Source organism: Salinicola sp. V024 (genome assembly GCF_052645315.1).
On record NZ_JBQXYB010000018.1, the window covers coordinates 1 to 26,613 of the forward strand.

The 26,613-nt window shown below is 61.4% G+C and carries 17 protein-coding genes and 1 tRNA gene; 6 read left to right on the top strand and 12 right to left on the bottom strand.

Annotated features, from left to right (window positions below; translation table 11 throughout):
• Nucleotides 1-155: 155 nt before the first annotated feature.
• Entirely contained in the window at nucleotides 156-818 is a 663-nt protein-coding gene (locus ACUN9V_RS18415; protein ID WP_075563248.1) for a fumarylacetoacetate hydrolase family protein, read from the bottom strand.
• Between the two features lie 170 nt (nucleotides 819-988).
• Nucleotides 989-1,939, bottom strand: a complete 951-nt coding sequence (gene thpD, locus ACUN9V_RS18420) for an ectoine hydroxylase (RefSeq protein ID WP_110693833.1) — start codon at nucleotides 1,937-1,939, stop codon at nucleotides 989-991.
• A gap of 387 nt (nucleotides 1,940-2,326) precedes the next feature.
• On the opposite strand from thpD, the gene ACUN9V_RS18425 reads away from it, so the two are divergent.
• Nucleotides 2,327-2,533, top strand: a complete 207-nt coding sequence (locus tag ACUN9V_RS18425) for a hypothetical protein (RefSeq protein ID WP_439304669.1) — start codon at nucleotides 2,327-2,329, stop codon at nucleotides 2,531-2,533.
• A 78-nt stretch (nucleotides 2,534-2,611) separates the two neighbouring features.
• Here the strand turns inward: ACUN9V_RS18425 and ACUN9V_RS18430 are convergent, their stop codons facing one another.
• The 4 genes from ACUN9V_RS18430 to ACUN9V_RS18445 form a co-directional block, all read right to left on the bottom strand.
• Nucleotides 2,612-2,929 (bottom strand): hypothetical protein, encoded by a 318-nt coding sequence (locus ACUN9V_RS18430; protein WP_445512431.1) that lies wholly within the window; start codon nucleotides 2,927-2,929, stop codon nucleotides 2,612-2,614.
• A 178-nt stretch (nucleotides 2,930-3,107) separates the two neighbouring features.
• The gene (locus tag ACUN9V_RS18435; protein ID WP_075563244.1) at nucleotides 3,108-3,644 is read right to left on the bottom strand and encodes an HPP family protein; all 537 of its coding nucleotides are present in this window, start codon (nucleotides 3,642-3,644) and stop codon (nucleotides 3,108-3,110) included.
• A gap of 172 nt (nucleotides 3,645-3,816) precedes the next feature.
• Entirely contained in the window at nucleotides 3,817-5,112 is a 1,296-nt protein-coding gene (gene egtB, locus ACUN9V_RS18440) for an ergothioneine biosynthesis protein EgtB (RefSeq protein ID WP_445512432.1), read from the bottom strand.
• A 491-nt stretch (nucleotides 5,113-5,603) separates the two neighbouring features.
• The gene (locus ACUN9V_RS18445; RefSeq protein ID WP_445512433.1) at nucleotides 5,604-7,070 is read right to left on the bottom strand and encodes a TIR domain-containing protein; all 1,467 of its coding nucleotides are present in this window, start codon (nucleotides 7,068-7,070) and stop codon (nucleotides 5,604-5,606) included.
• 461 nt (nucleotides 7,071-7,531) lie between these two features.
• On the opposite strand from ACUN9V_RS18445, the gene ACUN9V_RS18450 reads away from it, so the two are divergent.
• Both ACUN9V_RS18450 and ACUN9V_RS18455 read left to right on the top strand, forming a co-directional pair.
• Entirely contained in the window at nucleotides 7,532-7,825 is a 294-nt protein-coding gene (locus ACUN9V_RS18450) for a type II toxin-antitoxin system HigB family toxin (RefSeq protein WP_445512434.1), read from the top strand.
• Nucleotides 7,822-8,283 carry a helix-turn-helix domain-containing protein gene (locus ACUN9V_RS18455; protein WP_445512435.1) on the top strand — a complete coding sequence of 154 codons (462 nt, stop codon included), beginning with the start codon at nucleotides 7,822-7,824 and terminating at the stop codon, nucleotides 8,281-8,283. Before ACUN9V_RS18450 ends, ACUN9V_RS18455 begins: the two co-directional genes overlap by 4 nt.
• Before the next feature lie 83 nt (nucleotides 8,284-8,366).
• Here the strand turns inward: ACUN9V_RS18455 and ACUN9V_RS18460 are convergent.
• The 3 genes from ACUN9V_RS18460 to ACUN9V_RS18470 form a co-directional block, all read right to left on the bottom strand.
• Nucleotides 8,367-8,442: transfer RNA gene (locus ACUN9V_RS18460), tRNA-Thr, on the bottom strand.
• 109 nt (nucleotides 8,443-8,551) lie between these two features.
• Nucleotides 8,552-10,117 carry an efflux transporter outer membrane subunit gene (locus tag ACUN9V_RS18465; protein WP_445512436.1) on the bottom strand — a complete coding sequence of 522 codons (1,566 nt, stop codon included), beginning with the start codon at nucleotides 10,115-10,117 and terminating at the stop codon, nucleotides 8,552-8,554.
• Nucleotides 10,118-10,183: 66 nt separating this feature from the next.
• Nucleotides 10,184-11,302, bottom strand: coding sequence for an AI-2E family transporter (locus ACUN9V_RS18470; RefSeq protein ID WP_445512437.1), 1,119 nt, complete (start codon nucleotides 11,300-11,302; stop codon nucleotides 10,184-10,186).
• 434 nt (nucleotides 11,303-11,736) lie between these two features.
• Here ACUN9V_RS18470 and ACUN9V_RS18475 point away from each other — a divergent pair, with 434 nt between their 5' ends.
• From ACUN9V_RS18475 to ACUN9V_RS18485, 3 genes are all read left to right on the top strand, one after another.
• Nucleotides 11,737-11,988 (top strand): hypothetical protein, encoded by a 252-nt coding sequence (locus ACUN9V_RS18475; protein WP_075563238.1) that lies wholly within the window; start codon nucleotides 11,737-11,739, stop codon nucleotides 11,986-11,988.
• Nucleotides 11,989-12,333: 345 nt separating this feature from the next.
• Nucleotides 12,334-12,810, top strand: coding sequence for a hypothetical protein (locus tag ACUN9V_RS18480; protein WP_445512438.1), 477 nt, complete (start codon nucleotides 12,334-12,336; stop codon nucleotides 12,808-12,810).
• Nucleotides 12,811-13,406: 596 nt separating this feature from the next.
• Nucleotides 13,407-22,403 carry a GH36-type glycosyl hydrolase domain-containing protein gene (locus ACUN9V_RS18485; protein WP_445512439.1) on the top strand — a complete coding sequence of 2,999 codons (8,997 nt, stop codon included), beginning with the start codon at nucleotides 13,407-13,409 and terminating at the stop codon, nucleotides 22,401-22,403.
• A gap of 93 nt (nucleotides 22,404-22,496) precedes the next feature.
• Here ACUN9V_RS18485 and ACUN9V_RS18490 read toward each other — a convergent pair whose 3' ends face one another.
• From ACUN9V_RS18490 to ku (ACUN9V_RS18500), 3 genes are all read right to left on the bottom strand, one after another.
• The gene (locus tag ACUN9V_RS18490) at nucleotides 22,497-24,170 is read right to left on the bottom strand and encodes a methyl-accepting chemotaxis protein (RefSeq protein WP_445512440.1); all 1,674 of its coding nucleotides are present in this window, start codon (nucleotides 24,168-24,170) and stop codon (nucleotides 22,497-22,499) included.
• A gap of 479 nt (nucleotides 24,171-24,649) precedes the next feature.
• Nucleotides 24,650-25,819, bottom strand: coding sequence for a non-homologous end joining protein Ku (gene ku / locus ACUN9V_RS18495; RefSeq protein WP_445512441.1), 1,170 nt, complete (start codon nucleotides 25,817-25,819; stop codon nucleotides 24,650-24,652).
• Nucleotides 25,812-26,585 (bottom strand): non-homologous end joining protein Ku, encoded by a 774-nt coding sequence (gene ku / locus ACUN9V_RS18500; protein WP_445512442.1) that lies wholly within the window; start codon nucleotides 26,583-26,585, stop codon nucleotides 25,812-25,814. The genes ku (ACUN9V_RS18495) and ku (ACUN9V_RS18500) overlap by 8 nt, the downstream gene beginning before the upstream one ends.
• Nucleotides 26,586-26,613: the final 28 nt, after the last annotated feature.

Below are 26,613 nucleotides of genomic sequence, written 5' to 3' on the forward strand. Positions count from 1 at the left end.
TAGCTCGTAGCTCGTAGCTCGTAGCTCGTAGCTCGTAGCTCGTAGCTCGTAGCTCGTAGCTCGTAGCTCGTAGCTCGTAGCTCGTAGCTCGTAGCTCGTAGCTCGTAGCTCGTAGCTCGTAGCTCGTGGCTCGTGGCTCGTGGCTCGTAGTGGCCTTATCGCGTGCGCGTGCCCACATCCAGCCCCAGCGACAGCGACAGCCCGAGAACGGCGTCGCGGGGAAGCTGGCCGACGCCGGAAGGCGTGCCGGTCAGGATCACGTCACCCGGTTCGAGGGTGAAGGTGCGGGTCATCTCCTCGAGGAGCGCCGGCAGGCCGAACAGCATGTCGCTGGTCTGGCCGCTCTGCTGGCGCTGGCCATTGATATCGAGATGGAAAGTCACCGCCTCCCAGTCGACATCCCCTTCCACCGGCACGAAGCGTGACAGCGGGCAGGCGCCGTCGAACGCCTTGGCCCGCTCCCACGGGTGGCCTTTCTCCTTGAGCGCGGACTGCACGTCGCGCAGGGTAAGATCCAGCGCCAACCCCGCGCCGATCACGCCGCTCATCGCGTCTTCCGCGCTGACCTGGCTCATGCGCTTGCCGATCAACAGCGCCAGCTCCGTCTCGAAGTGCACGTCGCCATGGCTGAATTGGCGTTCGATCGGGTCTTCGAGCTCGACCGCGCTGGTCGACGGCTTGATGAACAGGATCGGCGACGTCGGCACCGGATTGTTGAGTTCCTTGGCATGTTCGGCGTAGTTACGCCCCACGCAGAGAATCTTGCCCAGCGGCAGGCCGGTCTCGAGACCGTCGGTAAATCGGGTGATGAAAGGCATGGCGAGCTCCAGGGCAAAGGCGATGACCGTAAACGAAAGAAGCCGCCGCTGGCGGCGACTCAGCGAGTCTACCTCCAACGGCGGCTTATGGCATCAGCCCGACCTGCCGCGAATCATTACCTCTCGAAAGCGGTTCGCGGCGAGATCACTGTAGCCCTCGCACTGTTGTCTTAGTGCGTGTCCTGCTGCGGCGTCCACACTTCGTCCGGCTGGTGAGCCAGGAACGAGGGCCGCTCCTTCTTGGCGCCGAACGGTTGCACGCAGGCGTTGTCGCGACGGTTGTAGACGAAAAACGCGTTGCTGCGCGGATCCGGCGACATGTTGGCGTTGGAACCATGCAGCGTGTTGCAGTCGAACATCAACAGCCCGCCAGCGGCGCCAGTGGGCGCTTCGATACCGCGCTGCTCGATCAACTCACGTAGCGCGTCGTTGCTCGGCACGCCGAGTTCCTGCTGCTTCAACGACTGCTTGTGGTTGTCGTCCGGCGTTTCGCCCAGGCAGTGCACGAACACCTTGTGCGAACCGGGGATCAGCATCAGCGGACCGTTGAAATGATGGTTGTCCGTCAACACGATGGAAGCGCTGACGGCGTGCATCCCCGGCATGCCATCTTCGGCGTGCCAGGTTTCGAAGTCCGAGTGCCAGTTGAAGCCCTTGCCGTGGAAGCCGGGCTTGTAGTTGATCCTCGACTGATGCACGTAGACATCGCCACCGACGATCTGGCGGGCACGGCCGACCATTCGCGCATCGTTCGCCAGCTCGGCGAAGCGCTGCGACAGATGATGAATGGCGAACAGCGAACGGATTTCATGGCTGCGCGGTTCGGTGATCGAGAAATCGCGATCACGAAAGTCGTCCCGGTCGAGCATGACGGCCAGTTCGGCGCACAGCTCGTCGAGTTCTGCCTGACCCAGGAAATTGGGTTCGAAAAGAAAGCCATCGCGTTCGAAACGATTCAGTTGCTCGTCGTTCAGCGGGCCATCGAGATGGCGGCCCTTGACGACGTCCTCCTGCCGTTGTTGCCAGAGCGCGTCCTGCGGCTGGCGCAAACGAGTCGGGTAGCGATCCTGCTCCGTCCACGTGGAATTCTGGGTTTTGGGGGATGCGGTCTGTACTGACATCCAATCACCTCCGAGTTTGTGATCAGGTTTCAGATCCAGTCCTAGGTGCGGTGCACCATGGGATAACGCTAGGCGCTAAACTTGATTAGGAAAGGGTCAATAAATCCTCAGCTGTTTTTCAGTGGGATACTCATCCTAGAAAAGAGTACGGGAATTTCAATACTCCGACAGTCGGAGCCGATGGCTCTCGTCTAGTGCATCCACGGTGCCAGCCGGCGTTCGCAGTCACGATAACTTATGTCAATTCCGGCCAAATGAGCGTCAGATCGGCTCAGATCAGGACACGCGAACGCCATCGTCCGTTCATCACCACGTCATACGGTCGCGCCAGACTATCGCCCACGAAACGACGATGCTCAAAACCTTCACCCTCTCCAGAGGTGCGTCATGATTCGCGTCACGCTCGATCTCACCTGCTCGATCTGCGACCACGACCAGTTCTTTCTCCCGGTACGCGCCGAGGAGAGACAACAGGTGCGATGCGCCAACTGTGCCGCATTCAAGTGCTATTCAGCGGATCTGGAAAAAGCGATGATCGCCCTGTCTCGCGACCGGAAACGTCGTTGCGGACACGGGCAAGCCAACGCCGCGTGATGGCCAGCGCGACGGTTTGAGGGTCAAGTTCAGGCGGGTGACACCCAAGACAGGCCGAGGCGGTTCACCGCACGGCGATCAATCCCGAGCCGAGGGCCGGTGCCCCGCTTCATCGGAAGCGTCCTCTCGGGGCTGGCGAGATACCGGCATTTGCCGGGCCGTGGGTTCCCAATCGCGGTAGGGCCGCATCGGCTTGACCACCGAGTCGCGATAGAAAGAGACGAAGGGCTCCGCGATCAGCGGTGAATGCGCTTTCGGCACATCGCCAAAATCGCAGCGGAAATTGGCGCAACCCGTGGTCGAATCGGCGCCCGTCTCGCTAGCCCAGGCAATTCCCCAGCCCGTGCCCCCGCTCATCATCCAGCCCACGATCAGGCAACATCCGAGGGTTTTCATGGCATCCCCATCCCGTTGATCCGCCGACGTGGATTCGCCAGTCTTGCCGGAATCACGACGAAAACCCCGAGTGTAAGGAGCGCCAGCGGCCGCTGCCGCCTGAAAGGTGTGGTACCCGGAACGCGAGAAGGGTGAGAAATCGAAGCCGCCGCTGCGGCGATTGCGCGAACCGCGCGCCCTACCACCAGTGCAGCGGGTAGCGGCGATGCCGTGCCAGGTTATTGATCAACACCGCGATCAGCAGCATCAGCAGACAGCCGGTCGCCACCGGAAAGAACGCGTAGGACCAGCCCAGCGTATGGAGTTCCCCGGAGCCGATCACCGCGATCAGCGCCGTCGCGCCGCCCGGCGGATGCAGGGTATGGGTCAGCTGCATGAGCAGGATCGAGGTCGACACTGCCACCGCCGCCGCGACCCAGCTATCGCCCAGCAGCTTCCAGACCAGCACGCCGCACAGCGCCGAGAGCACATTGCCGAACAGCACGTTACGCGGCTGGGCCAGCGGGCTTTCCGGCGCAGCATACAGCAGTACCGAAGTCGCCCCGAAAGAGCCGACCATCAGCAGCGAATGGGTTTGAAGCGACTGAGCGCTCACCCAACCGACGCCTGCCATGCCCAGAAACGCCCCCAGCCACGACCAGATGGCATCGCGCCAATCCGGTGCCTTCCGGTTCGGTGGCGAGCCCTTCATCTTGCCGAGATATCGTTTGACCATCGTGACGCGAGAACCGGTGAAAAAAGGAGCGCTATAGTGCCACTCGTCACCGGTTCCGCCAAATGGCGTCTAACGTCTACCGACCGCGAATTCTTACAACGCCTCTGTTCTAATCCCGCCGCTATTCTGATCCCGCCCCTATTCTGATCCCACCGCTATTCCGACACCGCCTCTATTCTGACGTCGGGAGATCCCTGGCCAGGCGGAAACCGGAAAAAGCCCAACGGGCATGCGGGGGGAAGAAGTTCCGATAAGTGGGACGGATATGGTCTTCCGGCGTTACACAACAGCCGCCACGAAGAATCATCTGCCCGGACATGAATTTGCCGTTGTACTCGCCAAGGCTCCCCGGCAACTTCTTGAACCCTGGATAAGGCCGATAGGCGTTGCCGGTCCATTCCCAGACATCGCCGAACATCTGTCTCGGCACGTCCCTGGGCGCGGCGGCAGCAACCGGCTGCAAATGGTCCCGCTCGATGAAATTACCCCGCATGGGGACATTCCGCGCGACCGTTTCCCATTCGGCTTCGGTTGGCAGCCGGGCGCCGGCCCACTGGGCATAGGCGTCGGCCTCGAAGAAGCTGACATGACAGACTGGCGCACTCAAGTCGACCGGCACCAGGCCGCCGAGGGTAAAGTGATACCAGGCGCCATCTCGTTCGACCCAATAGAGCGGTGACTTCCAGCCTTCGGCCTTGACCGTGGCCCAGCCGTCCGCCAGCCAGGCATCGGGCTTGTCGTATCCTCCCGCCTGCATGAACTCGAGAAACTCGCCATTGGTCACCGGACGGTCGGCGATCTGGAAGGCTTCGACGAACTGACGGTGCTGGCCCATCTCGTTGTCGTAGGCAAAACCCTCCTCGGTTTCGTCATGGCCGATGAGCCGGACCCCGGCGGGATAGCCATGCCACCGGAGCTCGCCGGCCTCGTGTGCGGGCGCCGGCGCCAGGTCGTTTCGGTAGACGGCGCCGAGCGGGTTCTGGGCCAGAATATGCTTGATATCCATGAACAACAGTTCCTGATGCTGCTGCTCGTGAGGTAGCCCCAACTCAACACGGCGGAGGATCTCCTCGACATGGGCTTGCGGAGGTTCCTCGAGGAGTTCCTGCATCGCCCGGTCGATATGAGCCCGGTAGCGATAGACATCGTCGACAGTCGGCCGTGAAATCATGCCGCGGTCGGAGCGCGGAAACGGCACGCCATGCGTCTCGTAGTAGGAGTTGAACAGGTAGTCGTACGCGGGATCGAGGGTCTGATAAGCGGGGTGAAAAGGCTTGAGGATAAAGGCTTCGAAGAACCAGCTGACATGGGCGAGATGCCACTTGGGCGGGCTGACGTCCGGCATGCTCTGCACGATGTAGTCTTCCTTGTGCAGCGGCGCACAGATCGCTTCAGTGACCGCTCGAACACGCTGATACCGACGCAACCATTCCTTGGCATGGAACGTATCGGACGTCTCCCTCATCATTTTTTGGCCCTGTGGCATCGGATTCCCTCCCAAACGGCTCCATGGATTTCTGTCGGGCGAACGCACGGCAACGACTATCACGGCCCTCGTCCGCTCGCCCAACAGCTCCTTAACGATAGCCCCGGAATCAGAGGACGTCATCGTCACAAAGGCAACGATGCGTAAGTCAAACGACGACAGGCGGTATCGAGGGTTACAGCGAACGCAGCCGAGACGTACCCCCCGGATATCGAATACCACAGCGCTACGCCCATTCAGGACCTCAGCCACAAAAAAACCGCCGGATTTGGCGGTTTGGATAATCTCAGCACATTGAAGCCATCCGATGGCTTGGTGCCAGTAAGTGGACTAGAACCATCGACCTGCGTATTACGAATTCGTCTTGAAAATGGTCGCTGGCCGTCTTTGTACGTAAAACAGCCACTTACAAGAACCCAAACTGTCAACGCACGTCTCTAGGCGTCAATGTGGTTGACAGATTGTTGACACTTTTACTGAACTCTCTTCTGGATCTCGATAATTTCTGCAGCCAGCATTTCAGCGTTATCGTCCCATTTCCTGTAGAGTTTATCTTGAAGCAGAGCATATTTTCCCAACAATTTATCCCCATCACCGTTAACTAGTACAAGCAATTTGCTTTCGCCTTGTATCTCTCTCGCTAGTACCGCGTTTATTTCTTTTCTCGGCCAGCTTTTGTCCACAGAGTTTTCTGAGACTATCGCCACAACCAATTTAGCCTTGTAGAGGGCATCGTTGATAGTATCGACCAAAGAATCTCCCCACAAAATAGCTTTATTATCTATAAAGGTAGAGACACCTTTTTCATCTAAAGCATTATATAATGGCATTGCAACTTCATCTTTATCTTCTGAAGCATGACAGATAAAAACTTGATACTCATGATATTTTGCCATAACACCCTTCAAGAACTTTGGTGGGTCAGAATCATGGCGCCCCATCTTCATGGCCAACTTTATATATGAGGGATCACTATCGCCCTTCACCTGAGCCATATAAGACAAACGCCCATATATATTCCTTTTTAGGACCACTCCTCCTTCAGAGATTTCTATGTCACCTTCTTCTTTCTTTACTTCCATTAAAAACTTTCTTTCCGCTGCTTCGGGGTCATCACACCATTGATGAATAGCGCTCCTGAGCTGTTTTTTAAACTCAACAGGAACATTGAGCTTTTTATTAACCACTATTCCGGTGACTTCCTGCCTACTACGTGGAAATTGCAACCTAAGCTTCTTTTGATTGATTGAAAATCCCGACTTCGAAAACACGGCAGCTAGAACATCACCCATTATCGTCTCACCGCCAGATATATAAGCAAGTTCTCGATTCGGAACTCCATGCCCTGAGAAAGTTATATCATCGGCGTAACGGGTATATTTTATTCGATACTTTTTGGCCAACCTCAAAAGCTTATTGTCTAAAGACGATGCAACGATATTTGATATAACAGGGGACGAATGACTACCTTGAGGCAAGGAATTATTCAAAATGGTCAGCCTGGCTATCAAAGTTGCAACCTTTTCTGGCAGCTCAAACGGCTTGGAGATAAAGACCCCTCTTACTCTGCCGAAGTTTATACTGCCAAAAAAATCTTCTATATCTACATTAAGAACCCATTTCGCTCTCTTGTGTTCGTCGGCATTCCTTATAATGCCTTCATCTAGGACAAAACCTTTTACACATGTCTTGAACTCTATATTGCCAGCCAAAAGTCTGTGCGTGCGATCAAGGGCAAGTGCTAAACCTTTTTGAGGGCTTGAAATTGATCTTACTCCGCCACTCTTCTTGGGAATAGTGAAATGTTCATATCTTTTCTCAACACCCAAATCATAAAGCAGATAATAAACTTGACCTTTATTGATACCTATAGCGTCGCAAAAATCTTTTTCTGTTTTTATCGTTTTTAGAAAGTTTTCGTCACCGCCCGTTAATTTCATTGAGAACGCTCCCCCCGTCACTTTCAGGCATTACGATTAATCGCACAATGTCCAATTAGCGAGGATCACCATGAAGCGTATGTCCTCACATTTTCGCTTTTTGCAACGGTTGCATTGCATAGTTAAGGGGGAGCGTTTCTGTAACATAGCACTCGTTCTGCCTGTCGCCTACCCCTAGCTATCCTCTCCCTTTTCCCATCCAACACTAATTCCCTGTTCACCGGTGCCAACGATCCGCTACTCGCTTTGCGATCCTGTATCCGTTCCGATCGGTTTGAGCCGGCCTAAGTAACGTTTTGACACGTTTTAGAAAGCCTACCACAGCGTCCATGTAAGCGGGCTTACGACAATGGATGCAAGCGAAACAACATGGTCAACCTGATGCCGCGCAACGAAATATAGCATATTGCTATATATGACAGATTGCTATACCCTGCTCTCAACGCTACAGGGAAGTTCGCATGCACATCATCACTCAAAAGCGCATCTGGGAAGCCATGAGGAGATGGCCTCAGTCCTCGACCGCGCTAGAGTCGTGGTTTCGAATCATGAAGGTCAGCGAACCGAAAGACTTCGCAGCGATGAAAGCTATCTTCCCTGCAACCGATAAGGTCGGCCGCCACCACATATTCGATATAGGCGGAAACAAGATCAGGCTGATCGCCATCGTCCATTACCGGGCCAAACGGGTGTACATCCGCGACATCCTGGACCACAAAGAGTACGACAAGGGCAAATGGAGGAGTGACACATGAACGCCATCCTTGACCAAGCCGCCGTGCATTGGGGTCACATCGCCCCTCTGCTCTCCGAGCCGACCAGCGACGACGAGTACGACGGCAAGGTAGAAGCGCTGGATGAACTGCTCGACACCATCGGTGATGACGAGAACCACCCTCTGGCTGGCCTGGCCGAACGCCTGGGCGATCTCATCGAGGCATATGATGAAACACATCGTCCGTTGCCCGACGCCTCCGATGTCGACGTATTGCGCTACCTGATGCAAGAGCATGGCGTAGCCCAAAGCGGGCTACCCGAAATTGGAGCGCAACCCGTAGTTTCAGCCATCCTGGCTGGTAAGCGCTCCTTGAACTGGCGACAGATATGCGAGCTCTCGGATCGATTCGGCGTGCCGACTGATGCTTTCAGGGGGCCACAAACGACTCGAGGGCAAGCGAGGCCCGCAGCCGGTCGCCCTGGAGCGACTCTATAGCGAGATCAGGTATCTAAAGATGGAACTCGATTGGCTGAAAAAAGTGTCACGGGGCGGGATCGGGCGCAAACCCTTGATATGCCTGGTGCCGGTAAGTGGACTCGAACCACCGACCTACGCATTACGAATGCGTTGCTCTGCCAGCTGAGCTATACCGGCCAGGCGGCGCCTATGATAATCATCAACGCCGAGACGAACAACTGAAAACGCTATCCGCAAATCGTCCTGAAACAGGCGGTTGGCGTTGACGCCTGGGCGCCGACCGCGATCATTTCGTGGCGGTCGCGTTGGGGTCCGGGGCGGAGACGAACCCGCCACTGTGGTGCGGTACGGCGGCGTCCAGCGCGAGGCCGCCACCCAGCGCCTGGACGAGCTGCACCGAGCGGTCGAGACGCTGCGAGTCGACCTGGGTCAGGCTCTGTTCGGCCGATATCAGTTGCTGCTCGCTGCTGAGCACGTCCAGATAGTCGACCAGCCCGGCGCGGTAGCGCTCCTCTACCAGGCCATAGGCCGAACGCGCGCTTTCCAGCGCCTGCTGCTGGCTCTCGCGCTGGCGCTCGAGAGATTCCAGCGTGGTGATGTCGTCCGCCACTTCCCCCAACGCCGAGACGATGGTCCGGTTGTATTGCGCCACGGTCAGGTCGTAGTCGGCATCGGTACTGTCCAGATTGGCGCGGAGTCGGCCGCCTTCGAAGATAGGCAACGAGATCGCCGGCGTGACGCTGCCGGATTTCGCCGCTTCGCTGAAGAAGTAGTCACCCAGCACCGAACGGAACCCCGCCATCGCCGAGAGGTTGATGTTGGGGTAGAACTGCGCCTTGGCGGCCTTGATGCTCTGGGAGGCGGCCTCGACCCGCCAGCGCGCGGCGACGACATCCGGCCGATGGCCGATCAGTTCGGCGGGGATCACGCTGGGCAGCGCGGCGATGGCGGGCGAAAGCGCCGTGGGCCGGGGGATCGACTCGCCGCGGTCCGGCCCTTTGCCGAGCAGAATGGCCAGCGAGATTCGCTCGCTGCGGATCGACTGCTGCGCCGACTCCAGCGATTGGCGAGCGTTGGCGGCCGTCACCTGCGACTGCAGACTCTGGGATTCGTTACGGATGCCGGCCTGCAGCAGCTCGTCGTTGATATCGTTGATGCGCTGCGCCCGGTCCAGCTGGCGTTGAGCCACGTCGCGCATGGCGTAGGCGGTGGCCAAGCTGACATAGGCCCGCGCCACGTTGACCGATAGCGTCAACCCCGCCGCGCGGTATTCGATCTGCTGGGCACGCGCTTCGCCCAGCGCGGCCTCCCAGGCGGCGCGGCTGCCACCCCAGAGATCGAGATCATAGTCGAACGAGACCAGCAGCGACCGCGAGGTAGAGTAGAAATTGCCCTGCCCTTGCGGATCTTCCACCTTCGAGACCCGCGACCGCGAGACTTCGGCGGAAGCATCGATGCTGGGCAGTGCCCTGGCTCTGGCCGAGGCGATGGCGGCATTGGCCGAATGCAGCCGCGCCTGGGCCACGGCGATGTCCGGCGAATCGCTCAGCGCTTCCAGAATCAGGGTGTCGAGTTCGGGGTCGCCCAACCGCTTCCACCAGTCGATCTCGGGCCACGCCGCCGGCGACACCGGGGTACGCCCGAGAACCTCGGTCACGCTCAGCTGGCTGATGGGCGTCAGCGTCTGCTGCGGTTCGAGCCCGGCATAGTTGGCACACCCCGAAAGCGTGAGCCCAGCAAGCGCGATGGCGCCGACCCAGCCGGTCGCGCCACGTACCGATGACGCGCCATGCGTAAGTGACACGCCATGAGTAGGCGACGCGCCATGCAAAGGCGAAAGGAAATCAGACATCCGTCTCCTGATCAGTCAAATCCGGGATAATTAATTAGCAGTATAACAATTCAAACGACATGCCATCTACCCGGGCTGGCGATCCTGAGGTTGGGCGGGCGCCTCGACCGACGCCGGGGTGTCTTCCAGGCTCTCGGCCTCTTCGGCCTGTTCCTGGCGATACAGCGACCAGGCCACGATGAACAGCGCCGCGATCAGCGGGCCCAGCACGAAGCCGTTGATACCCATCAGGGTCATCCCGCCGACCGTGGAGATCAGCACCACGTAATCCGGCAGTTTGGTCTCCTTGCCCACCAGCGGCGGACGCAGGAAGTTATCGACCAGCCCGATGACCACGACGCCGACGAAAATCAGTATCGCGCCCTTGACGTAGGCCCCGGTGATCAACAGATACGCCGCCACCGGCACCCAGACGATGGCCGAGCCGATCGCCGGCAGCAGCGACAGGAACGCCATCATCACGCCCCATAGCAGCGCGGCTTCGATGCCCAGCGCCCAGAACGCGACACCCCCGATCACCCCTTGGACGATGGCGATGATCACGTTGCCCTTCACGGTGGCGCGTACCACGGCGGTGAACTTGTCGATCAGTTTGTAGGTGTACTCGTCGCTCAGCGGAATGGTGATTCGGATCATTTTGCCAAGCGAGCGCCCGTCCCGAAACAGGAAGAACAGTAGATAGAGCATGATCCCGGTGCTGACCAGAAACTGCAGGGTGTTCTGGCCAATGCTCAACATGTGCGTCGCGATCAACCGGCTCCCCTGCTCGAGCGCGGAGGCCAGGCGGTTACTGATATCGGACAAGCTCCCGAAACCGGCATCACCCAGCCAATCCTGAACCGAAACCGGCAACGAGCCTTGAAACTGCTGGACGTATTGATTGAAATCGATATCACCGCTTCCCACCCGCTGATAGACGCTAGCGCCCTCGCGCACCATGGCCCCGAAGATCAGCGTTATCGGCAGGATGACGATGAACACGCACGCCGCCACGCTAATGAGTGCGGCCCAGTTGCGACGCCCGTGGAGTCGACGTTCCAGTCGACGCTGCATGGGCTGGAACAGGATCGCCAGAATCACGGCCCACAGGACGGCGCCGTAGAACGGTAACAGCAGCCATACGAAAGCGATGGAAACTAGCGTCAGCAGTAAGATGAACGCCTTGTGCTGGCTCAGAGAGTTCATGAAGATTCCGAAGTCAAAGTGTCTTGACCCCTAGCATAGCGGTCTGCAGGCGTGGACGTTCACTAGAGAATGCATGTCATGTCGATAAGCGGCTGAAAAAGGGTCTACAAGGCGGGTTTCAGGATGATTTAGTGAGATTCTGAAAAAATTTTCCCCATTGCCGCCCAGCCGATTCAGCCACTTACTACACAAGACTTAACATGGGATAACTGGACGAAAAACTCGACACCGTACAACCCTTGTACAGCACTGGTTGCTGTGCCAGCATACGAATGCGGGACGAAGAAGATTGTAGGGCCGACAAGGAACGTCGGGCCAGCAGGAGCCGGCAAGGACGCCGGCAAGATCGGGCAAGGATGCCCAGCAGGACGCGGCAAGGAATGCCATCACCACGATCGGTCGAATGGCCGGTCTTCAGCCAAGGAGGGCTGTCTGTGAAAGATTCTATTTCATGCACCCGTTGCGGTAACGCTCAATCCATCTCGACGGAAGCCCATCTGGAATGGGACGAGATCAGCTGCACCGAGTGCGGCGAGTTTCTCGATACCATCGGGCACTGGGCGGATTCCCATTCACCCAACTACTCGATCCAGATTCTCAATCAGTGTCGTGGCCTGACGCTCAAGATGGCACGAGAGAATCAGCCGCTCAACGATCAAACCTCCACCTGGAGAGCGAGCGCGTGATCAAGGTAACGTTGGACCTCACCTGTTCAGTCTGTAGTCATCAACAGTTCTATCTGCCGATGAACGACGGTGAAGGTCAAAACGTGAGATGTGCCAATTGCAGCGCCTTCAAATGCAGGACGCTGGACCTGGAAAAAGCGCTGAGTGCCGTTCACCGGCCACTGTCCAGCGTCAATCCTGCAGCCGCGTGACCCATTACCCCCAATCTTGTAAACCGCCCGATAATGGGCGGTTTTTTATTGATCAACAACTACGCTTAGCGGGAACCGGCTGGATCAGTGCGGGAAGCCATCAGGTACATGGAGTGGCCATGAACACGGGGCTACGGCGAGCAAGGAGAGCGGTATGGCTGAGATCGCGCAGTTGAAAGAGTACATCAGGGACGAAGCCCACGCGTGTCAGGAGCGTCTGGCCGACTTCAAAAAGGCCCTGCACGCGAGCGAGGCCAACCTGCGCGAATTGCAGAGCCGCGTGGAAGCGTGGGTCGAGGATCTCGATCTCGACGACATCGAGATCCATCGTGGCGAAGCCCATCATTCGCTCGAGAAGTATGACGAGACGTTCGAGATCACGCTTCAGGTACTGACGATCACGTTCGGTAGCTGCAAGCTGCACGTCGAGCCGGAGGAGCAGTACCTCCATGGCAATCGGATCCTGTTGTACGCCTCCTCGGACGAAGATGACATCAAGGAGATCATCGAGTCCGAGAACAAGTACTACTTCACCGACCTGCAGTTCGGGCAGAAACGCGACCTGTCGAAATACACCGAGCTCGACGAGACCACTTTCTACAAATTGCTCTACGCGTGGCTCCGGTCCTGAGCGGATCTCGGCCCGGCATGGCGGGAGCCTCCCGCGCTTCGAGGTCCGACTGGCGCCTCCCGGCTTTGGATTCTCCGCTTCAATTTTCAGCTTCCCAAAAAAAAGGCCCCGACAGTGTCGGGGCCAAGTGCGTTCCGCAGGAAACGAAACTGCGTGCAGTCTAACGGGAACGGCGATCGGCAATGCCTTGACAAGGGATGTTTTTCGCCTGCAATTCTTGCCGCGGTCGTCGCCTTTCCTCTCGCTTCGCCGCCAGCCCTGAGACGTCGCTCAGCGCGATCGCCGTCTCGATTCCCGTATCGATCCCCGTCCCGACTCCCAGCCCTGTCTCCGAGCCGATTCCGGTATCGTCGAGCATTCGCTAATTTGCCGGCCTGCGCTCATACTCGGGTTAACTATCGAGTTGACGATCATGGCTGTCTGACCAGGTGGTCGAATCAGGTGGTCGAACCAGATTAACGAACCAGGTTGACGAATCAGGTCAGCAACCCGATCGACGATTCGCACGGACCTCGCCAGACGCGCACCGGTCATCAAGATCCGGTCAACACATCCCGCGACGCCCCCCATTTCGTAGCACGCCGTGACGGACGTTCATGGCGCTTATTACCTCGACACTCGACGAATTTTCGAGTGGCACCGCCTATCGCCAGCGGGCGTGTTTAGTTTTCGACCATGGCATGGAGTTCAACGCCTCGGCGCGAGCAGTGATTTTACTCGCCCGGCGGCTGGAGATTACCAATGCATCGATGCGTCATGTCACCGATCATCCGATATCGCTGCTCCTCTGGGGGTGTCAAGTGAACGCCCGGTGGCGGTGGCGCAGTGGCCGCGAAGAAGTCACGCCGCCGTGGCACACTCGAACGCCCGTACGCGAAGAGCTGTTCGGCCCCGAACGGCTCGAGCAGCACGCCCAGAGCCTGGCTCTGGCGCAGCCCATCACCCTGCATCCCCCCCGCGTCCAACCGCTGAATCAGCGCCTGCAGGAGAACACGGTGGCGCTGCGGATCGCTTATCGCAGCATCGTCGACGAAGTCGCCAATCGCCACAGCATCGTGCCCGCCGCGGAGTGGTTGCTCGATCACTATCATCATGTCGAAAAACATGTCAGCGACATCGTCGAAGATCTACCGCCCGGATATTACCGTCAGCTGCCGAAACTCGCCGATGGCCCTTTTGCCGGTTACCCCCGCGTCTTCGGGCTGACCTGGGCCTACGTCGCGCATACCGACAGCCACTTCGACCCGATCACGTTGACCCGATTCATCACCGCCTACCAGCGCGTCGAACCGTTGACCATTGGCGAGCTGTGGGCGATCGCGATCAGTCTGCGGCTGGTGCTGGTGGAAAACCTGCGCCGGCTCTCCGACCAGATCATGCATGCTCGGGATGCTCGTGCCGAGGCCGATGTTCTGTGCGAACGCCTGCTGCTCCCTGGCGCCGGCAGCGAACCGCTGCGGGCCTACGCCGATCTGGACATCGACGATCCCTTTGCCGCCCATTTCTACGCCCAGATGGCCAAGCGCCTCCGCGATCAGGACCCCGGCAAGACGCCGGCGCTGGCGTGGCTGGAGCAGCAATTCAGCCGCCAGGAGGTATCGATCGCTGCGGTGGTGCAAAACGCCCATCAACGCCAGGGCGCCTCCAACGTCAGCGTGCGCAACGTCATCACCAGTCTGCGGCATATCGCCGATTTCGACTGGGCGACCCAGGTCGAACAGGTCAGCCTGGTCGACCAGCAGCTACGCGCGAACAGTCGCTTCGCGGAGATGGATTTCGCCACCCGGGACCGCTACCGCAACGCCATCGAACAGCTGGCGCGGGGCTCGCACCGGGACGAGCTTTACGTGACCGAACAGGCACTTTCCGCGGCACGAGCGGCCCCGCCCGCGGACTGCCAGCCGGCCGAAGCAGAGCGGCTCGCCGATCCAGGCTATTACCTGATTGCCGATGGCCGCCGCGAACTGGAACGATCGCTCGGCTTCCGCCCGCCCCTGGCGCTGCAGGTTCGTCGTGGCGTGCTGAAACTGGGTCTGGCCGGTTATGCCTGCGCCACCGGGCTGATCACGGTGCTGTTGATGGGGTTGGCAGTCTGGACATTGAATGTGGTCGACCTGCCGTTCGTCTGGCAACTGCCCTGGTTACTGCTGATCTTCCTGCCCGCCTACGAAGTGGCAACGGCGCTGGCCAATCGCGCGCTGGGCGAAGGCGTCGGCGGCGAGGCGTTACCCGGGCTGGCGCTCGAGGAAGGCGTTCCGCCCACGCTGAGGACGTTGGTCGCGATACCCGCCATGCTGACCGAGGCGGTTGCCCTACGCGAGCTGATCGAGCGCCTGGAGGTGCATTATCTCTGCGGTAACGGGGGGGATCTGACTTTTGCCCTGCTGCTGGACGGTCGCGACGCCGACACTGCCGAGTTGCCGGGTGACGATACCTTGCTGAGTATCGCCGTCGAAGCCATGGCGCAGCTCAATCAGCGCCACGGCCCCGCCCCTACCGGCCCGCGATTTCTGCTGCTCTATCGGCGCCGACTCTACAATGCCAGCGAAGGCTGCTGGATGGGCTGGGAGCGCAAGCGCGGCAAGCTGACCGAGCTCAACCGTCTGCTGCGCGGTGCCGACGACACCTCCTACGTGTCCGTCGATGGTTACGCGCCCTGGGTGCCCTCCGAGGTGCGCTACGTGGTCACGCTGGACAGCGATACACAGCTGCCACGAGACACGATCGCCCGGCTGGTCGGCAAGATGGCGCACCCGCTCAACCAGCCGGTGTTCGGTGACAGCGACAGGGTCGTCCGTGGCCATGCCATTCTTCAGCCTCGAGTCACGCCCTCGTTGCCCATCGGCCGCCAGGGCTCGCGCTATCAGCGGCTGTTTTCGGCGCCGGGCGGCATGGATGTCTACACCGCCGCGGTATCGGATCTCTACCAGGATCTATTCGGCGAGGGTTCGTTCGCGGGTAAAGGCATCTACGCCGTGGATGCCTACGAGCGAGCGCTCTGCGGTCGTATCCCCGAGAACAGTCTGCTCAGCCACGACCTGCTGGAGGGCATCTTCGCGCGCGCCGGGCTGGCTTCCGACGTCGAGGTCGTCGAAGCGTACCCCGAACGTTACGACGTGGCGGCCAGACGCCAGCATCGATGGACGCGTGGCGACTGGCAGCTGCTGCCCTGGTTCTGGGGTCGTCGCGCCGATCGTCAGGCACTGACCGCGGTGGGCTGCTGGAAGATCGCCGATAATCTGCGCCGCTCGCTGCTGGCCCCGAGCCTGTTCGGGGCGCTCATGATCTGCGCCTGGCTACCGCTGACCGCCGCGCTGGCCGCCATGGGTCTGACCCTGGCATGCCTGATCATTCCGGCGCTGATCCCGATCGTATTTGCACTCAAACCCCATCGCCGCGACGGTAACTGGCGCCATCACTGGCGAACGCTGGGTCGGGACCTGCGTACCGAGATGGGCCGCTGCCTGCTGAGCCTGACCCTGCTGGCGGATCAGGCCTGGCAGATGAGCGATGCCATCGTTCGCACCTTGTATCGCGTCTACGTTTCCCACCGCCATTTGCTGGAGTGGACCACGGCCTCCCAGCTGGCCGGAGGCGAACGTCTGGGCGTTGCCGGTTTCGGTCGCGAGATGGCCGGCGGCACCCTGCTGAGCCTGGCCCTGGCGCTGATCCTGGCGGTCATCGAGCCACCGGCGTGGGCCCTTGTCCTGCCCCTGCTGGTGCTGTGGCTGGTGGCACCGCTGATCGCGCTGTGGACCAGCCGGGCCCCAACCGATACCACCGACAATCTAAGCCTGGCACCGCCCCAGGCTCAGGCGCTACGCCGTATCGCCCGGCGTACCTGGCAGTTCTTCGATACGTTCGTGACGCCCGCCTCTCACGCGCTGCCGCCGGACAACTTCCAACTGGATCCCAAGCCGGTCATCGCCGAGCGCACCTCGCCGACCAATATCGGGCTCTATTTACTGGCGTGCATCGCGGCGCGGGATTTCGCCTGGATCGGCACCCATCGCGCGGTGGAACGCCTGGAAGAGACTCTGGCAACGCTCCACGCGATGGAGCGCTGCAAGGGCCATTTCTACAACTGGTACGACACCCGGTCTCTCGAGCCGCTCGAGCCGCTCTACGTCTCCACGGTGGACAGCGGCAATCTGGCAGGCCACCTGATCACCCTGGCCAGCGCCTGTGAAGCGTGGATCGCGCATCCCCATGTCGTCGATCCCCGCGAGGGGCTGAGCGACACCCTGCTGCTGTGCCGCGAGGATATCGCCGCCACCCAACGGCTGGACGAGGAGACACGAACGGCGCTGCTGAACGAGCTGGAAACGCTCGCGACCCGTCTCGAAGCGACCGCCTACGGTATCGAGTACTGCGACTTGCTGCGTCAGTCGATCGACACCTGTCAGGGTCTGCTCGCCACACAGACGCTCGGCACTTTTGACGTCGATCCAGCGGCCGTCGATGCGGCGACCGGAGAAGTGTCGCCGCAGCGCTGGCTGCTGATTCTGCAGCAGTGTCTCGACGAGCATCGTCGCGACGCCGAGGATACCGAGCCGGTTTCCCGAACGGCGCCTTTTGAAGCGGCGCTGTCTCGCGCGCCGCTGGAAGCCGGCGATCATCCGACGTCAGGCGGCTCGGCGCCTCCCGGGAGCCTGCGCCAACGGCTGCACGCGCTGGCCGACCAGTCGCGCCACCTGGCCCTGGCGATGGATTTTCGCTTTCTGCTGGTGACCGAACGCAAGCTGATGTCGATCGGCTACGCGCCGCGAGAGGATCGGCTGGACGACGGCTGCTACGACCTGCTCGCCTCCGAGGCACGTCTGGCGAGTCTGGTGGCGATTGCCAAAGGCGACCTGCCCACCCGCCACTGGTTCCGCCTGGGCCGCGCGGTGACGCCGTTGAAGGAAGGCGTCGCGCTGATCTCGTGGTCGGGATCGATGTTCGAATACCTGATGCCATCGCTGGTGATGCGTGCGCCACTGGGCAGTCTGCTCGAGCAGACCAACCGCCTGGTCGTGGCCAGCCAGCGCCAGTACGCCAAGCCCCACGATATTCCCTGGGGCGTCTCGGAATCCGCCTACAACGCGCGGGATATCGACTTCACCTATCAGTATTCCAACTTCGGCGTGCCGGAACTGGGCCTCAAGCGTGGCCTGGGCGACAACCTCGTCATCGCACCCTACGCCACGGCGCTGGCCACCATGGTCGCGCCCCAGGCCGCTCTGGAGAACTTCGCTCGGCTCAGGGCGATGGAAGCCGAAAGCCACTTCGGGTTCTTCGAAGCGATCGACTTCACCCTCACGCGCCTGCCCGTCGACAAGAGCTTCGTCATCGTCCGCAACGTCATGGCTCACCATCAGGGGATGACGATCGCGGCCATCGCCAATGCCCTGCTGGAAGGACGGCTGCGCAGCCACTTCCACAGCGAACCGATGATTCAGGCCAGCGAGCTCCTGCTGCAGGAGCGCCTGCCGCGGGAAGTGGCAACGCTGCCCTCGCCTAACGACGCCGATCATGCCGCGCCCTCGAGCACCGTCGCACCGGCGGCGGCCGTGCGTCGACTCGAAGGAGAGCCGACCTCGCAGCCGGTCACGCACCTGTTGTCCAACGGCCGCTACAGCGTGATGCTGACCGCCGCCGGCGCCGGTTACAGCCGCTGGCAGCAGCAGGCGATAACGCGCTGGCGCGAAGACGCCACCTGCGATGAATGGGGGAGTTTCATCCTGCTGCGCGAGCACGATAGCGACGCCTGCTGGTCCGCCGGCGCGCATCCGATCAAGGGCCCGGCTGATTACCGGGAGGTAGTATTCGCCGAGGATCATGCGCGCTTTACTCGCCGCGACGGTGATCTCACCACCGTGCTCGAGGTGCTGGTCTCCGGCGAGGACGATGGCGAAGTGCGTCGCGTCTCGGTGACCAACGGCGGCCGCCATGCCATCACGATCGACGTGATGTCCTACGCCGAGCTCGTGCTCACCCAGCCGCCCACCGACGATGCCCACCCGGCGTTCGCCAAACTGTTCGTCGAGACGGATTTCGTCCCCGAGTACACCGCATTGACCGCGACACGGCGTCGGCGCGCGGCCCAGGAAGCGCCGATCTGGGCGGCCCATTTCGCGGTGATCAAGGGTGACTGCGTGGGTGAGCCGCAGTACGAGACGGACCGGGCCCGCTTTCTGGGTCGGGGGCGTCAACTCGGCAATGCCAGTGCGCTCGGTCACCAGCCGCTGTCGAATACCACCGGCGTGGTACTGGATCCGGTGTTCTCGCTGCGTTACACCCTGAAGATCGCCCCGGGTCACGCCGGCCACATCGATTTCTGGACGGTGGTCGCCGAGAGTCGCGATACGCTGCTGGCCCTGATCGACAAGCATCACGACATCAGCGCCTTCGAGCGCGCCCGGACCCTGGCCTGGACCCAGGCCCAGGTGCAGCTGCGCCATCTCGACATCGACCTGGAAGAAGCCGCGGATTTCCAGCGCCTGGCGGCGCCGATCCTGTACAGCGATGCCCGCTTCCGACCCCCGTCCCAGACGCTGAAGCGTGGCCTGTCGATACAGTCCAACCTGTGGCCGATAGGCATCTCCGGCGACCTGCCGATCGTGCTGCTGCGCCTTGGCGACCTCGAGGATATCGCCTGGCTCAAGCGGCTGCTGCGCGCTCACGAGTACTGGCGTGCCAAAGGCCTGGGCGTCGATCTGGTGATCATCAACGATCGCGCCCACTCCTATCTGCAGGAGCTGCAGGATGCGATCGAAACGGCCGTTCGCTCCAACCGCCCGCCCACGCATATCGAGGGCGATCTGGCGCTGGGCTCGGTCTATACCTTGCGCGCCAACCAGTTGAGTCTGGCCAGCCACGAACTACTGCTGGCCGTGGCCCGGGTCGTGCTGACGGCCCGCAAGGGTGCGCTTCCCGCCCAGCTCGATGCGCTGCTGGCGGCGCCGACCATTCGGCACGACGCCAGTGTCGGCCCCCGGGCTCGATCGGGCATCACTGAACAGGATCGCGCCAGCCAACAGGGCAATAGCGAGGCGCAGGCGGCTTATCAACGCCCGGCGGTGGCCCCCTCTTCGCGCCCACCGCTGGGAGATCTGACGTTCTTCAATGGCTCAGGCGGCTTCGACCGTGACGGCCGCGAATATGTCTGCGTGCTGGACGACGGCGCGACCACGCCGCAGCCGTGGATCAACGTGATCGCCAATGCCGGATTCGGGTTCCAGGTCTCGGCGGAAGGCGGCGGCTACACCTGGGCCGACAACAGCCGCGAGAACCAGTTGACCCCGTGGTCCAACGATCCGGTCAGCGATCTGCCCGGCGAAGTGATCTACGTGCAGGACGCCGACAGCGGCGAGCTGACCACCGTCACCGCCAATCCCGGCGCCGGTCGCGACTTCGGCTCCGGTTCCGACTCCGACTCCGACTTTGACTCCAACGGTTCCCATCGGCGCGAGGCGGGGCATCCGGTCCGTCACGTCGCGCGCCACGGTTTCGGCTATACCCGCTTCGAGCACGACACCGCCGAGCTCTCGATGGCGCTGTTGCAGTATGTCCCGCTGAACGATCCGATCAAGATCTCGCGGCTGACACTGGAAAATCGAACCGGCAGGCCACGCCAACTGATCGTGACCGCCTACACCGCTTGGGTGATGGGCACGTCGCGGGCCCGGACAGCGCCCTTCCTGGTGTCGGAACACGATACCGCCACCGGGGCAATGTTGATGCGCAACCCCTGGAACCAGGCCTTCCCCGGACGTGTCGGATTCGTCGACCTGGACGGGCACCAGAGCGGTTGGACCGCCGATCGTCGCGAATTCCTGGGTGAGGGTTCGCTGGCCGACCCCGAAGCGCTGACCGAGCAGCGCCCGCTGGCGGCCAGCGTCGGTGCCGGATACGACCCGTGCACGGTACAGCAGTGCACGCTGACCCTCGCCCCCGGCGAGTCGGTCGAAGTCGTGGCGTTCATGGGCCAGGCCGACAGTGACGAAGCGGCACGCGAGCTGATCGAACGCTATCGGCACAGCGATCTCGACGCCAAGCTGGACGAGGTCGAAGCCTACTGGCAGGCCCTGCATGGCACGCTCCAGGTCAGCACGCCGGACCCGGCCATGGATCTGATGCTCAACGGCTGGCTGCTGTATCAGACGCTGGCCTGCCGAGTCGTGGCACGCTCGGCGTTCTACCAGGCCAGCGGCGCCTACGGTTTTCGCGATCAGTTGCAGGATGGCATGGCGCTCACCTTCGCCATGCCGGGGCTGGCTCGCCACCACCTGCTGCGCGCCGCCGGGCGCCAGTTCGTCGAGGGCGACGTGCAGCACTGGTGGCTACCGCATTCCGGTCAGGGCGTTCGCACCCACATTTCCGACGATCGGGTGTGGCTCGCGTTCGCTGCCGCGACTTACCTTCAGTCGACAAACGACTTAGCCGTTCTCGACGAAAGCGTCGGCTTTCTCGAGGGCGCCCCGCTCGCCCCCGAGGCGCACGACGATTTCGCCCAGCCGCTGGTGGCCGACGAGGCGGCGTCGCTATTCGAGCACTGCGCCCGCGCCCTGGATCAGGCCCTCGAACAGTTCGGCGAGCATGGCCTGCCACTGATCGGCACCGGCGACTGGAACGACGGCTTCAATCGCGTCGGCGAGGCGGGCCGCGGCGAGAGCGTCTGGCTGGGCTGGCTATTGCTACGTACGCTTGCGCTGTTCGCGCCGCTGGCCGAGGCTCGCGTTGCCCCGGAAGACCGGGCCCGCGCCGCACGCTGGCGGGAACGCGCCGAAACGCTACGGCTGGCGCTGGAAAACGAGGCCTGGGACGGCGAGTGGTATCGTCGCGCCACCTTCGACGATGGCCAGTGGCTGGGCACCCACGACAACGACGCCTGCCGCATCGATGCCATCGCCCAGTCCTGGGCCGTGCTCTCGGAAGGCGCCGATCCCGACCGCGCCGCGCAGGCCATGGCGTCGGTGGAACGCCATCTGATCCTGCCCGAGAAACGGCTGGCGCTATTGTTCACCCCGGCGTTCGACAAGACCGCGCTGGAGCCCGGTTACATCAAGGGGTATCCGCCGGGGCTGCGCGAGAACGGCGGGCAGTATACCCACGCCGCGATGTGGTCGATCCTCGCCTTCGCCAAGCTGGGGCAAGCGGATAAAGCCTACGCGCTGTTCTCGCTGCTCAACCCGATCAACCACGCCCTGACGCCGGAAGCCGTCGAGCGCTACCGCGTCGAGCCCTACGTGATCGCCGCGGATGTCTACTCCGAGGCGCCTCACGTCGGACGGGGCGGCTGGACTTGGTACACCGGCTCTGCCGGCTGGATGTATCAAGCCGGGGTGGGCGGCATCCTGGGGATTCGTCGCGAAGGGCTTCAACTGATCGTCGCACCCTGCATTCCCGATTCCTGGCCGGGCTTCTCGGCCACCGTCAATCTCGAAGGCAGCACCTGCCTGATCCGGGTCGAACGCGTCTCGGAGGGGCAACCGGCCGGGGCGACGCTCGATGACGAGCCGCTGGAGAACAGCGCCACCGAGGCGCGGCTGACGCTAGACGGCCAGCCGCACTTGCTGGTCATCCATCTCGCCCAACGGGAGTCGACCTAACAAAACGCGCCCTGTATCGGGCGCGTGTCGAACCTCAAAGGCGTGAGGCTAGCGGTATTTCGACCCCGGCTTGCGGGCCGATACTCCGAGCCATCAGAACGAACTCCACTCCTCCGCCGCTTCCTCACGGGCCGGCGACTTGAGGGCCGGCCGTTTCAGCGATGCCGGCCGGGGCGTATCTCGACTGGCCGTCGTTGGCGTGGCTGCAGCCGGAGCGGGCCGGGCGACGTCGGCACCAGAGGCGGCGCCTTTGAAGAACGAGACCTCTTTCAGCAGGCTGGCGGCCTGGCCTTGCAGTGACCGGCCGGCGGCGCTGGATTCTTCCACCAGGCTGGCGTTCTGCTGGGTCACGCCATCCATCTGGGATACCGCAGTGTTGACCTGATCGATACCCTGAGACTGCTCGCGGCTGGCGACCGCGATTTCCCCCACAAGAATCGTCACCCGCTCGACACCGTCGACGATCTCTTCCAGCGCTTGACCCGCTCGGTTGACCAGTTCGGTGCCGGTACCCACCTGACCGATACTCTCCTCCACCAGGTGCTTGATCTCCTTGGCGGCATCGGCGCTGCGTCCGGCGAGATTGCGCACCTCGTTGGCCACCACGGCAAACCCGCGACCCTGCTCACCGGCGCGGGCCGCTTCCACCGAGGCATTCAGCGCCAGCAGGTTGGTCTGGAAGGCGATCTGGTCGATCAATCCGACGATGCCGGCGATCTTGCGACTCGACGTGTTGATGCCTTCCATCGCCTTGACCGCCTGCCCCGCCACCTCGCCTCCGGCGCTGGCCCGATGACTGACATCGTGGACGAGCTTATCGGCTTCGGCGGCGTTTTCCGCATTCTGGCGCACGGTCGAAGTGATCTCGTCCATCGATGCCGCCGTCTGTTCGAGGCTGGCGGCCTGCTCCTGGGTCCGACGACTGAGATCGTCGGTGCCCTGGGCAATTTCGTCCGCGGCGATGCTGACCGATTCGGCATTGTCGCGCACGCTCATGACGACGCGGGAAACCTGGACTTCCATGGCCTGAAGCGAGCGCAGCATCGCGCCGAACTCATCCTTGCAGGTGATATTGATCGGGGTGTTGAGCTTCCCGGCGGCCATGGCGTTGGCGAATGCCTGCGCTTTCCCCAGCGGCGTCATGATGCCACGGATCAGCCATAGCGCTATCAACGTTCCTATGACCAGCGATACGAGCATGATCCCGACAATGGCATTGCGACTCCATTCGTATTCGCTGACAGCGCCCGCGAACGCCTCGCCAGCCTGGGCACCGTTGCGTTCGATCAGGGTTTGAATGGCGGCGAGCGTCTCGGGATATTGCGCGCGCAGCGTGGTCGTCGCGATGACTCGGGCTCGGTCGAAGTCATTGCCGATCATCGCCGTGTTGAGCTCGGCGATGGTCACTCGCAAGTCAGCCAGCGCCGTGATGAAGGTGTCCGCCATTTCGCGCTCCTGGGGGCCGCCGATGCGTTGCGGGTAATAGTCGCTCCAGGCGGCATCGATGATGGCGTCGTTCTCCGCGATCTCCTGCTGCGTCGTCCGTGCGGACTCGGGATTACGATCCCGCTGCTCCGCGGTGATCTTGACCCGGTTGCTGAGCAGAGCGCGATCGATGTGGCTGAGATCCTCCAGGGTCAGCACGTTCCCTTCATAGGTTCTTTCAAGGGCGGTTTTGGTGTCGCTTAGGCAATACAGCCCGACGACTCCGACGATGAACAGCATGGCAATACAGGCGCCCAGGCTCGCGGCCAGGCGGAGTTTCACGCTTCGATTCAGTAACAGCATGGCAAAGCCCCGATAGGTGCCCTTGGCTCAAGCCTCAGGCGAATGGAACTGGTCTCGGCAGACGGGAAGTTCTCCGGGGGGAAATTCACTTCATGCCGCGAGACGCTCTATCGGCAGGCGTACAACAAAGCTTAATTTTATTTAGCTATCTTTGCGTAAAACTTTTCCTATGGGTGCAGTAGCCCCTCATATCCTCCACTTGAAATTTGTTATGAAAAATATTTCATATCAGATACTTATCAAGCAACTCCCTCCCGTTCCGTCAGGAAAGATGTATACGGAAATGCGGTTTTCAAATCGAGGTCAGCATGAATTTACTCATACTTTTATCCTACAAAAAAACCAGGGCGTACAAGATTTCGACAACCAGAGATGCCCTCGGCAAAGTCGTAGAGGCAGTTGCGGGGGGCTGCCGTAAAGAGCCCCAAGCGCCGGATGAGGACACTCTGCACCGGGTTTCAGCTACGGTGGCCTAACGCCTCGATCAGCTGCCTCTTGTTCATGCCGCTGCGTCCTTCAATCTTGCGCTGCTGCGCCAGCTCGTAGAGCGCCTCACGGGAAAGCCGGGAAAGATCGGATTTGCCGGCCTTGGCTGACTTCGTCGCCTTGACGGATTTGGCAGTCGTCCCGGACTTGTCAGACGTTTTAGGCCCGGCGGACTTGGCAGCGGCTTTACCGCCTTTTCCCTCGTCGGTTTTCTTCCCCGCCGGTTCGATCCGACCCCGCTTGAGGCTGCGCTTGAGCACCTGCATAAGATCGATGACTTCGGCGCCCTCTTCGTTTTCGTCGCCCTCGTTCCCTGCCTGGGCGCGAGTCGATTCGATCGGCGCGATGTCCTGACGACGCCGACGCTTCTGGCGTACGCGTTTCTTGAGCGCTTCGATGTGCGGGTCGATCAACTCGTCGGGGTCGAAATGCTTGGCGTTGAGCTTGTCCATCGCCTGATGAATCTGCCGCTCACGTTTGGCATCCGGTTCACCCGGCGCTTTCAGTCCGATGCTCTGCGGCGTGCGCAGCTCGTCGTGGAAGCGCAGCGCCTCGGCACGCAGGATGCCGTTTTCGGCGATGATCGCCACCAGCACCTCGCGCCCGCGCATCACCAGCGTGGCGATACCCGCCCGCCCGGCATTTTCCATCGCCGCCGCCAGCAGCCGATAAGGCTTGAGTGCGCCGCTGCCGCGATTCGAACGGGAATCCGGCACCAGAAAGTAGGCGCGTCGAAAATAGAGCGGGTCGAGCTCGTCCAGCGAGACGAACCGGCTCAGTTCGATCTCGCGCCGATGTTCGAGTGTGGCATCCTCGATCTCCTGGTCTTCGACGACCACGTAGCGGTCCTCTTCGACCTCGATGCCCCGTGCCAGCTCGCTCGACTTGAGCGGCTTGCGCCCGGTCTCGCTGAAGAAACGCCGGGACAGCGGCCTGCCCTGGTCGTCGACCTCTTTCAGCGTGATGTCCCGAGCGTGTTGGGCGGGGTAGAGCCCCACCGGGAGACTGACCAGCCCGAAGGCGATGGTGCCGGACCAGAATGGGCGCGGCCCGCGGAAGCCGCTGTCGTGATGGTGCTGCTTGTCCGGCTTCGAGGTTTCCGACTTCGAGGTTTTCGACTTTGTCGTCTTCGACTTAGGCACGTTTGCGCTCCTGGGCCAGGCTGGCCTTGAGCGACGAGGCGATATCGTCGGACGGCTCCTGCCGACGGCGACGCTTGACCTTAACTCGCTTGCCGCTGCGTTTGGCCTCCACCAGCGCTTCCAGCCGCTGACGATATTCGTCCTGATAGGTTTCCGGCTCGAAGTCGGCGGCGTACATCTCGACCAGATCGGTCGCCATCTTCACTTCGCCGCCGTTCAGCTTGTCACCGCCGGGCGGCTCGAGGGCATCGGCATCGACGACCTCGTCGAGATGGCGCAAGGTGATCAGCACCGGATGGCCGTCGTAGTCACGTAGCGCACCGACATAGGCCTTGTGCCGCATCACCCAGTGGACCAGGCCTTCCCGCCCGCTGCTGGCGAGCGCGGCGGCGAAAGCGTCGAACGTGTCGTCGTCGCCATCCGGCCCGAGAAAGTAGGGGCGCTGATACCACTGGTTATCGATCGCGCCTGCCGGTAGAAAGTGCATCACCTCGATATCCCGCGAGGGGGCCGGCGCCAGTTCGTCGAGCTCCTCGGTGTCGAACAGGATGCGATCCTGGTTGTCGATGACGGCCTTGTGCCGGTCGTCGAGCGATACGGTCTTGCCGCTCTGGGGCTCGATCATCGCCTGATGCACGGGGCGCTGCCGGCGCCGGTCGAGCAGGCGAAAATGGACGTTGCGGTCGCTGACCGCCGTGTAGAGCTTGACCGGCACTCGCTCTTCGCCAAAACCGATGACACCTTTCCAGACCGCGCGAGCGCTCATTTTTCTGTTCTCCTCACCGCTCTCTCCC

Coding starts and splice junctions, on each gene's coding strand:
- ACUN9V_RS18425 (WP_439304669.1), top strand. CDS start 2,327: ATGATTCGCGTCACGCTCGATCTCACCTGCTCGATCTGCGACCACGAC.
- thpD (WP_110693833.1), bottom strand. CDS start 1,939: ATGTCAGTACAGACCGCATCCCCCAAAACCCAGAATTCCACGTGGACG.
- ACUN9V_RS18480 (WP_445512438.1), top strand. CDS start 12,334: ATGGCTGAGATCGCGCAGTTGAAAGAGTACATCAGGGACGAAGCCCAC.
- ACUN9V_RS18430 (WP_445512431.1), bottom strand. CDS start 2,929: ATGAAAACCCTCGGATGTTGCCTGATCGTGGGCTGGATGATGAGCGGG.
- ACUN9V_RS18470 (WP_445512437.1), bottom strand. CDS start 11,302: ATGAACTCTCTGAGCCAGCACAAGGCGTTCATCTTACTGCTGACGCTA.
- ku (WP_445512442.1), bottom strand. CDS start 26,585: ATGAGCGCTCGCGCGGTCTGGAAAGGTGTCATCGGTTTTGGCGAAGAG.
- ACUN9V_RS18435 (WP_075563244.1), bottom strand. CDS start 3,644: ATGGTCAAACGATATCTCGGCAAGATGAAGGGCTCGCCACCGAACCGG.
- ACUN9V_RS18455 (WP_445512435.1), top strand. CDS start 7,822: ATGAACGCCATCCTTGACCAAGCCGCCGTGCATTGGGGTCACATCGCC.
- ACUN9V_RS18450 (WP_445512434.1), top strand. CDS start 7,532: ATGCACATCATCACTCAAAAGCGCATCTGGGAAGCCATGAGGAGATGG.
- ACUN9V_RS18465 (WP_445512436.1), bottom strand. CDS start 10,117: ATGTCTGATTTCCTTTCGCCTTTGCATGGCGCGTCGCCTACTCATGGC.
- ACUN9V_RS18485 (WP_445512439.1), top strand. CDS start 13,407: ATGGCGCTTATTACCTCGACACTCGACGAATTTTCGAGTGGCACCGCC.
- egtB (WP_445512432.1), bottom strand. CDS start 5,112: ATGATGAGGGAGACGTCCGATACGTTCCATGCCAAGGAATGGTTGCGT.
- ACUN9V_RS18445 (WP_445512433.1), bottom strand. CDS start 7,070: ATGAAATTAACGGGCGGTGACGAAAACTTTCTAAAAACGATAAAAACA.
- ACUN9V_RS18415 (WP_075563248.1), bottom strand. CDS start 818: ATGCCTTTCATCACCCGATTTACCGACGGTCTCGAGACCGGCCTGCCG.